At 35.5% G+C, this 18,027-nt stretch carries 14 protein-coding genes; 1 reads left to right on the top strand and 13 read right to left on the bottom strand.

Translation table 11 applies throughout. The annotated features are described in order from the left end of the window. Positions 1–474 precede the first annotated feature (474 nt). Positions 475–1,539, top strand: coding sequence for a trans-acting enoyl reductase family protein (locus tag ABRY23_12035; protein ID MFA3783782.1), 1,065 nt, complete (start codon positions 475–477; stop codon positions 1,537–1,539). Between the two features lie 14 nt (positions 1,540–1,553). Here ABRY23_12035 and ABRY23_12030 read toward each other — a convergent pair whose 3' ends face one another. From ABRY23_12030 to ABRY23_11970, 13 genes are all read right to left on the bottom strand, one after another. After that, positions 1,554–2,879 carry a toxin-antitoxin system YwqK family antitoxin gene (locus ABRY23_12030; protein ID MFA3783781.1) on the bottom strand — a complete coding sequence of 442 codons (1,326 nt, stop codon included), beginning with the start codon at positions 2,877–2,879 and terminating at the stop codon, positions 1,554–1,556. Between the two features lie 1,829 nt (positions 2,880–4,708). Next, positions 4,709–5,002, bottom strand: coding sequence for a type II toxin-antitoxin system RelE/ParE family toxin (locus ABRY23_12025; GenBank protein MFA3783780.1), 294 nt, complete (start codon positions 5,000–5,002; stop codon positions 4,709–4,711). Continuing rightward, entirely contained in the window at positions 4,999–5,202 is a 204-nt protein-coding gene (locus ABRY23_12020; protein ID MFA3783779.1) for an addiction module protein, read from the bottom strand. Before ABRY23_12020 ends, ABRY23_12025 begins: the two co-directional genes overlap by 4 nt. A 1,115-nt stretch (positions 5,203–6,317) precedes the next feature. After that, entirely contained in the window at positions 6,318–6,698 is a 381-nt protein-coding gene (locus ABRY23_12015; GenBank protein MFA3783778.1) for a hypothetical protein, read from the bottom strand. Positions 6,699–6,790: 92 nt separating this feature from the next. After that, on the bottom strand, positions 6,791–7,171 hold the full coding sequence (locus ABRY23_12010) for a hypothetical protein (GenBank protein MFA3783777.1): 381 nt from the start codon (positions 7,169–7,171) through the stop codon (positions 6,791–6,793). Between the two features lie 829 nt (positions 7,172–8,000). Beyond that, entirely contained in the window at positions 8,001–8,513 is a 513-nt protein-coding gene (locus ABRY23_12005) for a transposase (GenBank protein MFA3783776.1), read from the bottom strand. A gap of 595 nt (positions 8,514–9,108) precedes the next feature. Next, positions 9,109–10,590, bottom strand: coding sequence for an o-succinylbenzoate--CoA ligase (gene menE, locus ABRY23_12000; GenBank protein ID MFA3783775.1), 1,482 nt, complete (start codon positions 10,588–10,590; stop codon positions 9,109–9,111). A gap of 313 nt (positions 10,591–10,903) precedes the next feature. Continuing rightward, positions 10,904–11,980 (bottom strand): o-succinylbenzoate synthase, encoded by a 1,077-nt coding sequence (menC, locus tag ABRY23_11995; protein MFA3783774.1) that lies wholly within the window; start codon positions 11,978–11,980, stop codon positions 10,904–10,906. Next, positions 11,977–12,876: a 1,4-dihydroxy-2-naphthoate polyprenyltransferase gene (locus ABRY23_11990; protein ID MFA3783773.1), complete on the bottom strand. Its 900-nt coding sequence runs from the start codon at positions 12,874–12,876 to the stop codon at positions 11,977–11,979. Before ABRY23_11990 ends, menC begins: the two co-directional genes overlap by 4 nt. 2 nt (positions 12,877–12,878) lie before the next feature. Continuing rightward, positions 12,879–13,712, bottom strand: coding sequence for a 1,4-dihydroxy-2-naphthoyl-CoA synthase (menB, locus tag ABRY23_11985; GenBank protein ID MFA3783772.1), 834 nt, complete (start codon positions 13,710–13,712; stop codon positions 12,879–12,881). Further along, complete coding sequence (gene menH, locus ABRY23_11980; GenBank protein MFA3783771.1) at positions 13,709–14,545, bottom strand: 2-succinyl-6-hydroxy-2,4-cyclohexadiene-1-carboxylate synthase; 837 nt, start codon at positions 14,543–14,545, stop codon at positions 13,709–13,711. The genes menB and menH overlap by 4 nt, the downstream gene beginning before the upstream one ends. Next, a complete protein-coding gene (gene menD, locus ABRY23_11975; GenBank protein MFA3783770.1) occupies positions 14,535–16,295 on the bottom strand; it encodes a 2-succinyl-5-enolpyruvyl-6-hydroxy-3-cyclohexene-1-carboxylic-acid synthase in 1,761 nt (586 codons plus the stop codon). Before menD ends, menH begins: the two co-directional genes overlap by 11 nt. A gap of 2 nt (positions 16,296–16,297) precedes the next feature. Next, complete coding sequence (locus tag ABRY23_11970; GenBank protein MFA3783769.1) at positions 16,298–17,704, bottom strand: isochorismate synthase MenF; 1,407 nt, start codon at positions 17,702–17,704, stop codon at positions 16,298–16,300. Positions 17,705–18,027: the final 323 nt, after the last annotated feature.

Raw genomic sequence — 18,027 nt, 5'->3', positions numbered from 1 at the left:
CCGACCCTACAACCTTTGAATCATCTGTTTTCATTTCTACATGTGGGGTCGGGGAAACCCCGACCCTACAGCGGTTGAATCACCGTTTCACCAATGTAGGGGCAAGGTCTCCTTGCCCTCTCATCTGTAATTAACACAATAAACCATCCGTTGTTTAACGTGCAATTAACCACGTGATTGGTTGATACAATTGCAGGTGAATGGTCGGGGAAACCCCGACCCTACAGCCTTTGAATCATCTGTTTTCATTTCTACATGTGGGGTCGGGGAGACCTCGACCCTACATCATTTGAATCATTTATTTCATCAATGTAGGGGCAAGGTCCCCTTGCCCTAACGTCACTCTGACATAAAAATGGACAATTAAATAATTCTTTGCTGGAGATTGCTTTGCAACGAGTTTTGTTTATCTGTAGCATTTGGAGAATTTCTTATAAAGAATTATAATTTCGTTTATAAAACTTCCGTATATGTATGGATTCAGGAAAAAATGGTCTTTTGATTTACGGCGCAAACGGCTACACTGCGAACTTAATAATCAACGAGTTACTCAAACGAAATATTAAGCCTGTGCTTTCTGGAAGAAATGAATCTGCTATTAAAAAGCTGATTGAAAAATATAACTTACCGCTGTCGTACAAAATATTTAACCTTGATGACGAAGATAAAACAGTTGAAAACATCAAAGAATTTCATACGCTGCTTAACTGTGCGGGTCCTTTTAAATACACAGCAGAAAAACTTATTGAAGCCTGCTTAAAAGCTAACGTTAATTATTTAGATATTACAGGAGAAATTGAAGTACTGCAAACAGCATTTGAAAAAGATAAGCAGGCAAAGGAATCAAAAATTGTAATTTTGCCTGCAATTGGTTTTGATGTTGTTCCAACTGATTGTCTTTCAAAAAAAATTTCTTTAACGATGCCAAACGCAGAACATTTAATGTTAGGCTTATTGAATAAGCATGGCAAAATTTCAAGGGGAACGCTGCTTACTACAATTGAAGTTTTATCTGGCAATGGAAAAATAAGAAAAGATGGAATTCTAACTGATTCCCCAATTGGAGAATATAAAATTAAAGTGGTAAACGAAAAAATTAAATTTTACGGCATCTCAATACCTTGGGGAGATGTCTATACTTCGTATTATTCAACAGAAATTCCAAATATAAGTTTTTATTTAGCTTTACCAAGAATATTGTATTATTCGACATGGATTATTCCTGCAATTAAAAAAATAATTTCCAATAAATACATTAAGAAAGTAATAAACTCAGTTATTCGGAAAAGTACTTATGGTCCATCTGAAAAAAGCAGAAGAAAGACAAGAACAATTATATGGGGACGAGCGATAGACGAAAGCGGAAAAGTTTATGAAGAAGCCTACAGGGTTTTAGAAGCATACGAATTAACTGCCATTAGTGCAGCGGAGGCTGTTGTAAAAGTCTTAAGCAGCAATATTGAACCCGGAGTTTACACACCGTCAAATGCATTAGGGCATACGTTCATGAATCAATTTATTTTAGAAAGGATTATTTAGGGAAAAAAGGTGGGTCATTTTTCCGAAATTTTTCTTCCTTCTTGATCGTATAAAGTCTCTTTGATTAAATCATCATCTTTATATTCGGCTATGCGTTTAATCATTCCGTTTTCGTAGTAAGAGTAATAATTCCCATTGAGCATATTATCCTTATAAACAGCAAAATCTGAAATCTCGCCATTTTGGAAATACCATTTTGAAATACCGTTTTTTAATCCTTCATAAAAATATTCCTCAGCGTAAAGCTTTCCATTTTTATAAAATCTTTTAACGCTGCCGTCAAGTTTATCGTTTTTGTAGAAGCCTTCAGATTTGATTTTGCTGTAATCATGAGAATTCACCGCTTCGTCGTAAAATTCTTTAAAAGGTCCGTTTTTCACTCCGTCTTCGTAGTATAATTCTTTTATTTTTACTCCCTGCTCATTATAAACTTCAGCGCGGCCATTTCTTTTATTATTTCTAAATTCTGCAATTTCAGAAAGAATTCCCGTATCGTAATAGAAATAAGCTGTGCCTTCAATTTGGTCGTCAACGTAATTAAGTACTGATTTCAAGAATCCATTTGGGTAATAATTTCTAATAACTCCGTTTTTTTTGCCTTCTTTAAATTTCAGTTCTGCCCTCATAATGCCGTCATCGTAAAAGTCGTTAAAATTCTCCTCCACTTTATCAAATTTACCAGCGATATCGTAACGGATTCTTTTAACAATTTGACCGTTATTGTAAGTATCAATCACCTTAATTGAGCCATCGGGGTAATAAAGGTAAGAGGTTCCGTCTAACTTATCGTTTTTATAATTAGCTTCAAGTGCGACTTGACCGAAGTCGTAATAAACACGTGAGATGCCCTCCAATTTATCGTCCACGTAATTTCTTTCAACTTCCAATTTACCGTTTTCGAAAAAAATTTTTGAGATGCCGTTAAGTTTTCCTTTGTGATAGTTCCAAATTGCCTCGAGTGCACCGCTTTTATAATATGTTTTGCAAAAGCCTTCAAGTGTATCGTTAACGTAATTTGGTTCTGCCCAAAGTTCGCCAGTTTCATAATACCATTTTGAAATTCCTTGCAATTTGCCGTTTATGTAATTCCACTCCATACTTTTTGTGCCATCTTCAAAATACCAAACAGAAACTCCATCTTCTTTTCCGTTCTTATAAATCCAATCTTTCCATAATTGTCCATTTTGGTAGTATTCTTTATAATAGCCGTCAAGCACGCCGTTTTTATATTGGCCGACAGCTTTTAACTTGCCGTTAGGATAATATTCCTTGCGAATTTCTTGTGCGACACTTAATGAAAATAAAAGCAATACTAAGGAAAAAGTTTTAATGAGGTTCAAAGCTAACCGTTCAATTTTTTGAATGGAAAACTAAGTAATTCTTATTAGAATTTATAAGGGGAAAATTTATCATTTAGTTCACAATAGCAGTGTGATGGTTGGTGGGAATCCACCACTTCGTGGGGAGACCCCGACCCTACAGCGGTTAAATCATTTGTCTCACCAGTGTAGGGGCAAGGTTTCCTTGCCCAAACGTCAGATTTACCAGTGATGGTCGGGGAGACCCCGACCCTACAGTGGTTGAATCATTTGTTTTATCGATGTAGGGGCAAGGTCTCCTTGCCCTCTCATCTGTAATTAACACAATAAACCATCCGTTGTTTAACATGCAATTAACCACGTGATTGGTTGATGCAATTGCAGCATTTCGTGGGGAAACATCGACCTTTGAATCACCCGTTTACATTTCCATACGTAGGGTCGGGGAGACCCCGACCCTACAACATTCGATTCACCGTTTTATCGATGTAGGGGCAAGGTTTCCTTGCCCTCTCATCTGTAATTAACACAATAAATCATCCATTGTTTAACGTCCAATTAACCACATGATTGGTTAATGCAAATCCACCGTTGATTCTTCTGTTTGCATTTCCATACGTGGGGTCGGTGCGAATGCACCACTTCGTGGGGAGACCCCGACCCTACATCATTCGAAACATTTGTTCTCATCAATGTAGGGGCAAGGTCTTCTTGCCCTAACATCAGTAATCAACACAACAAATCATTCATTGTTTGCTGTGCGATTAACCATATGCTGGGTCGGGGTAACCCCGACCCTACAGCCTTCGATTCACCGTTTCATCGATGTAGGGGCAAGGTCTCCTTGCCCTTTCGTCTGTAATTAACACAATAAATCATCCATTGTTTAACGTCCAATTAACCACATGGTTGGTTAATGCAAATCCACCGTTGATTCTTCTGTTTGCATTTCCATACGTGGGGTCGGTGCGAATGCACCACTTCGTGGGGAGACCTCGACCCTACAACCGTTGATTCATTTGGTTCACCAATGTAGGGGCAAGGTCTCCTTGCCCTAACGTTACTGTTAATCGATGTAGGGGCTGGGTCCTCCAGTCCAAACATCAGGTTCACCAGTGATGGTCGGGGAGACCTCGACCCTACATCATTTGAATCATTTATTTCACCAATGTAGGGGCAAGGTCTCCTTGCCCTCTCGTCTGTAATTAACACATTAAATTATCCGTTGTTTGCTGCGCGGTTAACCACATGCTGGGTCGGGGAGACCCCGACCCTACAGCGGTTGAATCATTTGTTTTACCACTGTAGGGGCAAGGTCCCCTTGCCCAAGATAGATTTTCACTGCATGCCTGCTGAACGAATTCATTCGGCAAGCATGATTGCATAATAGAAAAATTACTTTCTACAAGTTGGTGAATTCTCATTAGACAGCCACGAAGCAATCTCCTACTATAAGAAATTCATCATATCATTTTGTTTGAAATTCTTCGCTTACTTAGTTCGCAATAACAATGATGAGTTGTATGAAACAAAGTCATTCAGTCTCAGATCTGTTTTTATCAACAGACAAAACAAATAAAGCTGTCGTGACGTAGTAACCCCCTACTGTTTACCGTAGAGTAACCAGTTTTAAGTTGAGGTCTCATTTGATTTTTAATTTGCCTTTGATAAGCAGGTGCGGCTGAAGTGCTTTGTTAATCCCTCAGCTGAAGTAGACAGTAACTTGATGAAGCTGTCTATTCTTTAATTAAATTGACAGATAAATTAGAGGTAAATAGACTATACTAAATGAAAGTAATATCCACAAAATTTTTTACACATTCTAAGCGCTACTAATTTTTTTTGAAATCTCAATGCTTTCTTTTCAACCAGTAATTCGGCTTTCTATGCTGGTGAGCAACAGCTATAACAATAATTTTTTCTTTATGAATTGAATAAATTATATTATAAGGGAATGCAATCACAACTGCCTTTTTTGAATGTTTAGTATATTGAGGAAAAGCATCTGGATACTTTTGTATTATCGATAGCGTTCTTTCAACTTCAACTATGAATTTATTACCTAAACTCTCATTTTGCATATTGTAGTAATCAACTGCTTCTTGAAATTCGACATACGCAGGTTGAAGAAATTCTATTTTCATTTCTTTAATACATCGTTATATGGAATACTTTTTATTTTGCCCTTCAAGTAAGCTTCATATCTTTCTTCTACCTCTTTTTTCCAGTACTTATTTATTTTCTCATCAGCTTCGTTTAAACTCTGGGATAGTATTTCTATTATGTATAACTTTTCTGCGGGACTTAAATTAAGTATATCTTTTATAATGTTCTTAGAATTCATTTTACAACTCCCTTATTATTATAGTTATTATATAGAAAAAGTAAAATATAAATTCAAGTGTGATGGTTGGTGCAAATGCACCACTTCGTGGGGAGACCCCGACCCTACAACCTTCGATTCATCCATTATTCATTACTCTGATAACCATGTGTGGGGTCGGTGCAAATGCACTACTTCATGGGGGGACCTCAACCCTACAACCGTTGAATCATCTGTTTACAGTTTTACATGTAGGGTCGAGGAGACCTCGACCCTACATCATTTAAATCATTTGTTTTCATCGGCTGTTACAACACGATTGGTCGGTGCAAATGCACCACTTCGTGGGGAGACCCCGACCCTACAACCTTCGATTCACCATTTTATCGATGTAGGGGCAAGGTCTCCTTGCCCTAACGTCAGATTTACCAGTGATGGTCGGGGAGACCCCGACACTACAGCGGTTGAATCATTTGTTTTACCACTGTAGGGGCAAGGTTTCCTTGCCCTAACGTCAGTAATTAGCGCAATAAACCATCCGTTGTTTAACGTGCAATTAACCACGTGATTGGTTGATGCAATTGCAGGTGAATGGTCGGGGAAACCCCGACCCTACAGCCTTTGAATCATCTGTTTTCATTTCTACATGTGGGGTCGGGGAGACCCCGACACTACAGCGGTTGAATCATTTGTTTTACCACTGTAGGGGCAAGGTCTCCTTGCCCTCTCATCTGTGATTAACACATTAAATTATCTGTTGTTTGCTGTGCGATTAACCACATGCTGGGTCGGTGCGAATGCACCACTTCGTGGGGAGACCTCGACCCTACAACCGTTGATTCATTTGGTTCACCAATGTAGGGGCAAGGTCTCCTTGCCCAAACGTCACTGCCAATCGATGTTTGGGCTGGGTCATCCAGCCCCTCACACCTGTTTTCATCGGTTGACAAAAAACCACTGTCCTTGCGAGGGAGTCACGGCATTCTTCATTAGAACGACCGAAGCAATCTCTAACAAGCATGAAAAAACGCTATTACGAGGGCGTTGTCCTTAGCGACACAATAAAGCTCTCGGTTTAATAAAAAGGCGGGTTTTGCCCGCCTAATCATGAAGAATAATAAATTATAACAAACCCGCTACTGGATTTTTGTTGTAATATTGTCTCGAGTTACAGTTGTTATTGTAGTCCAACTATAACCAGTAGAAGGAAAGGGCGTACCAGTAATTGTTGCAGATGAATCAGTAACGCCGCTTAATGAGAAGGTTACCTGAGCTGCTGAATCTGTTGCAAGTTTAGCAGGAATTGTAAATCCTACAAAAGAGTTATTACCACCACCTAATGCTTTTGGCTTTCTATAGTATTGCTGCGCCATTGAGCCAATATTGGTTGCTTGTGAAACAATTGTATCTTTTGCAGACTGTTCAGAACTTGCCGTAAATACATTAATACCAACTACAATGGCGATACCAACAATGATAACGCCAAGAACGATGAGTAATAACTGTTGTTGTCCCATAGTATTTCTCCTATGTTGTTATATAATGTTAATTAATTTAAGGATAACAAGAACACTTTTTTATTAATTAGCAAAGCTGAATTCATTTATTATTAATGAATAATTTTAGTTCGAAAAGAAGTTGGTAAAACAGTAACCTCCACCTGGACAGAATCGTTAGCAGTAACAACTTCGTTGCCAGTGCCTGTAATGATAATAGAATCCGAATAGACAACTGCTTTATAATTTCCATTAGCGGTAATTTGCAGTTCAGCAGGTACAGTCCAATTTATAAAAGATTTTCCGCCACCTCCAAGCGAAGTTGGTTTCATATAATATTGTTGTGCCATAGCTGCTAAATTAATGCACTCATTAAGAACATTATCTCGTTTTGATGTAATTGCACTTGCTCTAAAAATATTTATTCCTGCCACAATGGCTACTCCTACAATTATTACACCCAATACAATTAAAAGTAGCTGCTGCTGTCCCACACATTTCTCCTAAATATAAGCAAGTAATTTTTACAATCATCTAGAAAAATTCATCATACTTAAGCTCGTTTAATACTAACCAAATAACGAACCAAAGTAATAAAAAGTAAATTTTTCCTTATCAACAAAAGGAATATATGAATTTGATTGATTTTTCTAAATAAAAAATTTATTAAATATTTAAGTGCAGTAATTAAAAGTTAACACACCGGCAATAATTACCTGTAGAAAACGGTATTTACATATTAGGCAACATAAATGGTCGAGGGACACCAATCATATGAAATTTGTAGGGGCGGGGTCATCCCGTCCAAACATAGGTTTCACCAATGTAGGGGCAAGGTTACCTTGCCCTCCCATCAGATTCACCAGTGTAGGGGCAAGGTCCCCTTGCCCTCTCGTCTGTAATTTGTTTAACGTGCAATTAACCACGTGATTGGTTGATGCAAATACACCGTTGATTCTTCTGTTTGCATTTCCACACGTGGGGTCGGGGAAACCCCGACCCTACAACCTTCGATTCATCCATTATTCATTACTCTGATAACCATGTGTGGGGTCGGTGCAAATGCACTACTTCATGGGGGGACCTCAACCCTACAACCGTTGAATCATCTGTTTACAGTTTTACATGTAGGGTCGAGGAGACCTCGACCCTACATCATTTAAATCATTTGTTTTCATCGGCTGTTACAACACGATTGGTCGGTGTAAATGCACCACTTCGTGGGGAGACCCCGACCCTACAACCTGAGGAATAACACATGTCGTTTTTTGATGCGATTGTTTACTATTCACTGTTTTAATTAATGAACTGGAGAAAACCCAATTATATTTCTAAATTTCCATCCCCTTTGTCCTCATCCCATTTAATCGCATTGTAATGAATGTAATGCCGAATTTTCTCAAGTTCCTTTTCATTTCGTATTATCCTATCATAAAATGACCTCTGCCAAATAACCCTTCCTTCAACCCCTTCTATTAGATTTATCCTCTTCGTCGTTTGATATTTGAAATATGCTATGATTTGACTTAAAGAAAAGTTCTTAGTTTTTATTTCCGTCTGAGGAGACCTCAATCCAACTTTGTCATATATAATTATTATCCCATGAAAATGATTTGGCATTAAAATATATTCATCAAGTTCAACGTTTGTAAAATGTTCAACTATTCTTAACCATAACTCTTTTACTACTATCCCATTTTTATTTAATACAACCTTTGAATTTATTACATCTCCAAAGAGATTTTTTTTATTTTTAGTACAAATAGTCACAAAATAATAATGAGGGCTTGAATAGTCATAGTCAATTAATCGTGTTCTTTTTCTTTCGTGTTTCATAATACTGTAATTTTGATAAAAATGTTTTTACGGCAAAATAAAAAAAATGAATTTATTATCTAACAAAATTTTTAGTGGGGTCGGGGAAACCCCGACCCTACAACCTTCGATTAATCCATTATCCATCACTCTGCTAATCATGTGTGGGGTCGATGCGAATGCACCACTTCGTGGGGAGACCCCAACCCTACAGCGGTTGAATCACTGTTTCATCGATGTAGGGGCAAGGTCCCCTTGCCCTCTCGTCTGTAATTTGTTTAACGTGCAATTAACCACGTGATTGGTTGATGCAAATACACCGTTGATTCTTCTGTTTGCATTTCCACACGTGGGGTCGGGGAAACCCCGACCCTACAACGTTCGATTCATCCATTATTCATTACTCTGATAACCATGTGTGGGGTCGGTGCAAATGCACTACTTCATGGGGGGACCTCAACCCTACAGCCGTTGATTCACCGTTTTATCGATGTAGGGGCAAGGTCCCCTTGCCCTCTCATCTGTTTTCACGGTTGACAAAACAAAAAAATACTGTCTTTGCGAGTTCCAATGCTTTTTATCGGGACGAAGCAATCTTTAACATAAAGACGGACAACTAAACAATTTTTAGAATTGCCAAATTTAATAGTTCAGTCTTAATAACTTTCCCAAGTTCAGTCTTTGGTAATTTTTTAAGGAAAAAAATCTCTTTAGGAATTTTATAGCCTGCTAATTTTTTTCTTAATAATGTTTTCAATTCTTCTTGTGTAATTGTACTATTTCGTTTTAAAACGACGGCTGCACAGATTTTTTGTCCCCATTTTTTATCATCTATTCCAAAAACATAGGTTTCTTTTACACAGTTAATTTTTTCAATTGCTGTTTTAACTTCGTTCGGGTCAACATTTTCTCCGCCGGTAACAATCAAGTCCTCACGCTTAAATTTAATATACACGTATCCATCCTCATCTACATAGCCGTAATCTCCAGTAAAGTAAAACTTATTTTGCAATTTAATCTGTGTCAGCTTTTTGTTCTTGTAATATTCTTTAAAAAGGCTGTTGCTTTTAACAACAATTTCACCATAGGCTTCAGAGGGATTGTACTTTTTAATAACGATTCTATTTTTTAACAACGGCTTACCCGAAGAGGAAGGTTTCAACAATATATCATTCGGCAGAATTGCAGTACACATTGAACAGGTTTCAGTTGAGCCGTAGACTTTAATTACAGGCCACCCTTTTTTTACTGCATCTAAGCATAAATTTTCATCTACCGGTCCCCCGCCTACAAAAAGATATTTTAGACTTTTGGGCAAGCTCACTTTTCTTTCTACAAATTCTTTTAAGGTTTTACCTACTATTGACAGGTAGTTCACACCAAATTTGTTTATGTATCTTAAGAGAACATTTGAAGAAAAAGATTTAGGCAGAACCACAGTGGAGCCTGCTAATAAGGTGCGGACAAAAATCATAAATCCGCCGATGTGATAAAAAGGAAGGGATGCTAAGAACTTATCGTCTGGTTGAAGATTAATAATTGAATCCGAGGCTTTAGCAGAGTTATACAAACTCTCAAATGTATGAACAACTGCTTTTGGTCTGCCGCTTGAGCCTGAAGTGAACATAATTAACGCTGTATTAGTTTTGTTAAAAACAAGCGGAGATTTTTTTTCGTTTAATCGATTATACAAACCACGAAGTGGTGAATTCTCATCGGCTTTAAATTCAATTGAATTAGGAAATTTCTCGAAAGAAGCAAACAATTTAGGCTGAATTAGGACATACTTCGGGCCTAAAAAATCTAATTGAGTTTTTAATTCATTTATGGTAAGACGTATATTCATTGGAACTGGGACAGCATTAATTTTCCATAATGCAAGGGTAATTAGAATAAAGTCCAAGTTATTTTCATAAAGTAGAGCCACTTTATCGTTATGTGAGATTTTTATCTCTCTTAGGAAAGTGCATACTTTATTTACTTTGGCAAGCAGTTCTTTATAAGTAAGGTTTTTTGAATTAGTGGCAACAGCGATATTATTTGCGGCTAATTTAGCTTGTTCTTCCAGCCAAAATTTGTTGTTAGTAATATTAATCATTCCACTCTGCTGTCCAAAATAATTTTGAAATCAAATCCCAAAGGGATGAATTGCCAAATAAATTTAGAAAACTTCATGATTTTGGACTATTCTACTTGTCTTGTAAATCAAACCCTATCTCGTCCATACGGGACTTTTAACTTTAGTTTGATATTTATTTATTCTATAACTATATAATCCCTAAAGGGGTTACATTGGTTTAAGGATAATCAAAGCTTTATTGTCCCCTCAGGACAAAATATTTATAGGATAAAGAACAAAGAAATAGATTCCATTTAGGGACGAAATAAAAAATATATTGGACAGATATTAATCATTCAAAAAGATTTTCTAAATTAAAAGTCGGTGGATACGATTCAGCATCAAATTTTATCAAGCCATTTTTTATTTCATAAGGATCATGATAAATATCCTTTTCAAAATATTCTGCTATTCCAATTCCATGTGCATGTTCGTGTGTTATTGTAGAAGATAAAAAAACAAGTGCACTTCTTCCCACAACTGTTTCGAACAAAGAGGAAATAATAACTACAACATTGTTTTGAGAAGCTTTATGAATAAATTGAAGCAAATTATAAACACTGCCAAGCGTCATTGGTTTTAATACAAGAAATTTTACCTTACCTTCTTTTACAAACAAGTCTAACAAGTCGAATGATTTTACGTTTTCATCCAATGCTATGGGGATGGGTGAATTTTTAATTAACTTTAGTGAATCCTCAACGTTAATGCAGGGTTCTTCAATATACTCAATATCAAATTCGGCAAGGCATTCTAAATTTGCATAAGCCTGGTCGTACGTCCAAGAACTATTGGCATCTAATCTAATTTTTATACTTCCGCCGAAGTCATTGCGAATCATTTTAATTAGTTTTTCTTCTTCACTAAAATTATTTTTGCTTAGTTTTAATTTTATTGTCTCGAAGCCCGATTCAACGTCTTTGGATATTTGTTTAAAGACGCTCTCAGCATTTCCAATTCCAAAAACAGCGTTGACAGGTATTAAGGAATTATTTTTAATTTTCAGCTGGTGAATCATTAAGTCTTTTTCAATATTGAAATATAAGCCAAGCAGAGCTTGTTCAAGTGCAAAACGAAGCGAAGGGAACAAATTTAATTCATCAATAAAATTAACAGTATTAGAAAAATATTCATCGAAAGTTATGTTTTTAATTTTTTTTGTAATTAACGAAATTTGGTCGATTACTTGTGAAATTGATTCTTTATTGAATTCAGGAAGTGGAGCAGCTTCGCCATAAGAAATGTTATTGTTGTCATCTTTTAATTGTAAAATTATTCCTTCCCTGTTTGTAATTTCTTGTTTTGCAGTCAAGAACGATTTTGCAAAGGGCAATGAATATTGAGTGTATTTAACTTCTTTTATTTTCATATCAAAATTCCGATGGCAAATAAAAATCCATAAATAGCTGATAAGCGGGCAGTTAATTCTAAGGTTTTATTTAACTCTTTTCCTTTATGTGTGTAAATCATTCTAACGAGTTTTAAAGACATTGGCAGGGTTAATACTGGGAGGAAAACAATTAAACTTTGTTTATGGAAAAAGTAAACAAAAAATAGTACAGCATAAGATAAAATCATAAAAATTACGTATTGTACACGTGAGAATCTTTCACCAAATTTTACAGCTAAAGTAAATTTCCCGTTATTAAAATCTTCTTCGATATCTCTGTAGTTATTTACGACAAGAATATTAGTTATTAATGCGCCGACAGGAATTGAAGAAAGAATAGAAAGGGTTGTAACTGTTAATGTTTGGACATAATAAGTACCGACGGTACCGACGAACCCAAAAAAGAGGAACACAAAGATATCACCCAAGCCGTTATAAGCTAATGGAAATGGCCCGGCCGTGTATGCAAGTCCCGCCAGAATTGACAAAATACCAATTATTAGAATCGGCCAGCCGCCCAAATAAACCAAATATAATCCTAAGAGAAATGTAGCACCAAAAACTAAGGCTATTGCAATTTTCATTTCAGCAGTTTTAATAAGGCCGGAGGCAAGGACACGAGTTGGTCCAACTCTATCTTTTTTATCAGTACCGGCTAAAAAATCGTAAAGGTCATTTGCAAAGTTAGTCCCAATTTGAATTAATAACGAACAAGTTAAGGCAATTAGAGAAGCGAGGGCGTTAAATTTGCCATCGTGAATTGCAAGTGCACTACCAACAACCACAGGTACAACAGCAGCAGGTAAAGTTTTGGGTCTGCTTGCTAACACCCAGCTATCGAGTTTACTAAGTGATTTAGCAGTTGAACGTAACATTTTTAAGGTACTCTAGGAAACTTAGAAAAATCTGGCTTTCTTTTTTCGTTGTAAGCATTTCTGCCTTCTTGCGCTTCATCAGTCATATAATATAACAAGGTTGCATTGCCGGCAAGTTCTTGAATGCCTGCTTGTCCATCTAATTCTGCATTAAAAGCAGATTTAAGAAGTCTAATTGCGAGGGGACTTTTCTGTAAAATTTCTTTTGCCCAGGCAATTCCTTCATCTTCCAATTGTTCTAAAGGTACAACTTTATTTACCAATCCCATTTCCAAAGCTTCTTGAGCATTATATTGACGGCACAAGTACCAAATTTCTCTTGCTTTTTTTTGTCCAACTATCCGAGCCAAATAACTTGCACCAAATCCGCCGTCGAAGCTTCCAACCTTTGGACCGGTTTGACCAAACACTGCATTTTCGGCAGCAATAGTAAGGTCGCATACAACGTGAAGAACATGTCCGCCTCCAATTGCATAGCCGGCAACTAACGCAATAACTGGTTTCGGAATACTTCGTATTTGCTTTTGCACATCAAGTATGTTAAGTCTTGGCACGCCATCTTTTCCTACATACCCTTTATCACCCCGGATTGATTGGTCACCACCCGAACAAAATGCATATTTGCCATCTTTAGCTGGACCTTTTCCAGTAAGCAAAATCACACCAATTGAAGAGTCTTCGCGTGCATCGTTAAAAGCATCGTGCATTTCTAAAACGGTTTCAGGCCGGAAGGCATTTCTCTTTTCTGGACGATTAATAGTAATTTTTGCTATACCATCCATCTTTTCGTAGATGATATCGGTGTAGTCTTTTGCTTTTTGCCATTTGTATTTCATTTCTTAGTTCTTTCATATTTTTTTAAAAATTGGTTTACAAACTTAATAAAATCCTCAGGTTTTTCTAAATGAGAATTGTGCCCGGCACCTTTAATAACTTTATGTGTACCGTATTTTAATAATTTCAAAGCACGCTTATTAATTGAGTTATATTTTTTGTCGATCGAACCATTCAATAATAAAACTGGAAAATTAATTTTTTTTAGTAAACTCCAGTAGCTCGGCATTGTTCCAGGAGAAAATTCAGTTAAAATATTTTTTAAACCTGTAGCAGATGACTTTAATTTTCCACTAATCAATTTATTTAAATCAACTGCTGTATTTTTTGCAAGTGAACTAAAAATTGGCTGCTTATACCAATCAGCAAAAAAGTTTTTTAGATTATTTTTTGTAATGCTTTTAGAAAGCTGCTTATCGAAATTTAATCTCTTAATTCGTTCGTTCTTATTAATAATGCCAGGCGAAGTACTTTCTAAGATAAGAGCAATAATTTGATCAGGGTATTTAGAAACATAACTTAATGCAACGCGTCCCCCCATAGAATATCCTATCAAAATAAATTTATCTAATTGTAAAATGTCGAAAATACTTTTTAGTTGATTTACAATTGCCTCAGCGGAATAATATTTTGGGTTTTTAGGGGAAGCACTTTTGCCATGTCCAATTAAATCAACAGCAACGTAAAAAAAATTATCTGGAAGCTTTTTAAAAATAAAATTCCAATCATTTGCATTGCCGCCAAAACCGTGAATCATGATAACAGGAATTAAATTTTTTTTGCTTCGTTTTCCTATTATCAAGTTGAAAGTTAATTTACCTACTTTAATTTTCATCGAACTGATTATCGATTTCTTTGGCGACTGACTTCCAGAATTTATTTCTTATCAGCTTGGATTCAAGGGCATTAGTTCTAAGTTCAAGAACGGAAAGCTTTTGTTTTTTAGAAGAAGTTAAAATTTGTTTTTTAAAGTCATTCCAATTTTTTATTTGATGATAATTACACCCAAGCCCGTTTATTAATTGTGCAAAAGATATATTATGCGGCGTTAAGAAATAATTCTTAAATGTCTTACCATAACTTGAGATAGGAAGCGATTTAAAAATTCCACCGCCGTTGTTATTAATTAAAATTATTGTTATTGGCAGTGAAAGCTTAATTGAATTAAAAAGCGAATTAAAATCGTGCATAAAAGCTAAATCGCCTATCAATAAATATGTTGGCAATTTTCTACTGTCAGCTTTAATTCCCAAAGCCGTAGAAATAATCCCGTCAATGCCGCTTGCACCGCGGTTAACAAAAATATTTATTTTCTTTTTTGTTTTTTGTGCAAAGAAATCAACATCCCTAATTGGCAAACTATTAGATACCATTAAATTACATTTATCTGGCAGGGCATCAATTAACTCTGTTATCACTTTACCTTCAAAAAACTCTTCGATGGGTGATAAAAAATTTACTTTATGTGTTTCTGCAAGTTGATTTAAGAACTCTAATTTTGTTATCCAATAGTTACTGTTTTTCTTTTCAATTTTATTAAGCACTTCAGAAATAAAATCAGCTGGATGAATTTTTAAAAAATGTTTAGCTGTAAGAGAAGGGTCGTTCTTATCACCAAATTCATTTACAATTATTTTCTCAGCGTTAACATTTTTAAAAAAATCAAGCATTGCATTTGAAGTGGGTGCACCGCCAAATTGGATAATTAGTTCAGGATTAATGTTCTCGAGAAACTTTTTTGATTTTAACAGTGAATTAAAATTTTCAATTATGTTTTCATTTACTTGGGGACCAAATCTTAAGCCCGAAGCGCCATCAGCTACAATTGGAAAGTTCAAGTATTTTGACAGTCTTACGCAATGATAAAAAAAATCTTTACTATAATTAGCAAAGCCGCAAAATATCAAACCTCTCTCTACATGTTCTATCAGCTTAAGTGTGTCTTTTTTAAGCGTTGTTCTTTTACCCGCCGAGTTTTGTACAAGATTATTCAATTGAAAAATTTTTTTAATGGTTCTGCTGCTTATTATATCAGTATAACTATCAGGCTCAAAAGGCTTTTCAAACTGGAAGTTAATGTGGACAGGTCCTTTTTGTTCACATGCAATTTTTATTGCTTTTTGAAGATTAACCTGAAATCTTATCAAATTTTTCATTTGCAGATTAGGCAAATTAGCATCATAAAAATGACGTATATGATTTTTAAAAATGTTTTCCTGGTTGATTGTTTGATTTGCACCTGTATTTCGCAAATAAAAAGGTCTATCTGCAGTACAAATTAAAAGCGGAATGCGCTGGTAAAAAGCCTCGATAATGGAAGGATACAATTCAGCTACAGCAGTACCTGATGTAGTAATAACAGCTACCGTCGAATTAATACTTTTAGCCAAGCCTAAAGCAAAGAAGCCGCTGTTACGTTCATCTGTTAAAACGTACTTTTTAAAGTAATTATTTATAGCAACTGAGTAAGTTAAAGGCGTACTTCTTGAACCCGGTGAAATACAAACATTTTTTATAGAATTTTGTTGAAGTATATTTACAAAAAGCTCGCACCAGATTGTATTGCGATTTACAGAAACATTCATTTTTAGTTAACAAAGTTTTTGTCTATATCGAAAAGCGAAAGGATTGGTTTTAATTTAAGCTCAGTTTCAAAGTATTCAGACTGCGGGTCTGAACCATCAACAATACCGCAGCCCGCAAATGCATAAAGTTTTCTGTCTTTCAACAAAGCTGAGCGAATAGCAACAACCAACTTTGATTCCTTATTAAAATTAAACCAGCCAATTACACCAGCATATAAACCTCTGCTGTAACCTTCAACCTCACGGATAAAATCCATTGACTCCGACCATGGGATACCACAAATAGCTGGAGTTGGAAATATTGATTTAATAATGGAAAAAATGGATTGGTCTTGCTTTATTTTAGCCTTAATTGGGGTCCATAAATGCTGAATATTAGGCAATTTTTTTACTTTTGGCTCAGCGTCAAAGATGATTCCTTCGGAGAACTCCGAGAATGAATCAGTAATAAATTCTACAACTGCAGATTGCTCAGCTAAATTCTTTTTGCTGTGTAATAATTCATTTTCAAATTTCTTATCCTCAATTTCATCTTTACCGCGGGGGAACGAGCCTGCAAGCGCATCAGCTTCTATATACCCATCATAAATTCTTGCTAATACTTCTGGAGTAGCGCCAAAGAAAGTTGAGTGGCTGGCTCTGAATGCAAATACATGACATGTGGGATACTTTGTTTCAAGCTCGTTCAATAATTTGTATACATCAGGATTGCCTGAAAGTGTCATTTCAACGCGTCTGGATATAACAATTTTCTTAAATTCATGCTGGTGTATTCTTTGCAAAGTCTGCTTAACCTTACTTTCCCATTCATTCTTATCATCTGGTAAATTTGTAATGAATTTAACAGGTGCTTCAACTGAATAATCATCTTCTTCAAAAAAGTGAGAAATAATATTAAGGTGTTTTTCAAATTCTTTTGTATCACGTTTATAAGTTAAAATGTTGATGACCGTGTAAAAATTATTTTTGTATTCGAGAAACAAATATTTTGGGACAAACCATTCAGAATCTGCGAAATCATTCCAAATAGAATCTTGTTGATCGGGAGAAAATTTAATACCCCCGACAAATAATGGAACACAGTTTAGATTATAATCCTGCCAGTTGTTAATGAATTTTTTCTGCCAATAATTGATAAGATTTTCAGCGTCATTAATTCTTTCTTGTCCATTGGTTTTAATAGTGAACAGCGAATCAATAGCTAAAAATCTTACATTACGTTCAACTTCTGACCAATAAAAATATTTTACGTTTGTTTTAGTTAGCTTATTAATTAATTTTTTGAAGTTAGTTTGAGCTGAGCTAAACAGATAGCTAACCAACAGCTTTTCATTAGGATTAATTTTTATTGTGTTATCAAACTCGCTTGAGGAGTCAAAAAAAGACTTAAAATTTTTTAAAATTTCCAATCGGCAGTCTCTAAAACTATTTTATTTTGCTTTATCAAATATAAACCTATTAAAAATAGTTTCAAACCTGTTGACTGGTCAAATTCGGTTACTGAACATTAGTCTTACACTTATTTTTTGAGGATACAAAAAATTCCTAAATTAGTTCTTGCAAGTGATTGTCTTAAAGGTAAGATTAACTAAAAAGTTAGAGACGAATTTTCATGAATTATGAAGAAATTGAAATTACTTTTTTATTAGAACACATCGTATTCTTATCAACAATTTATTTTCATCGGCTAACAAAATAAAAACAGTGGCTAACTCATGAACTGAGATTACTT

It is taken from the genome of Melioribacteraceae bacterium 4301-Me, from assembly GCA_041538185.1.
Lineage (GTDB): Bacteria > Bacteroidota > Ignavibacteria > Ignavibacteriales > Melioribacteraceae > Pyranulibacter > Pyranulibacter aquaticus.
This window is presented reverse-complemented; position numbering and strand designations above follow the sequence as displayed.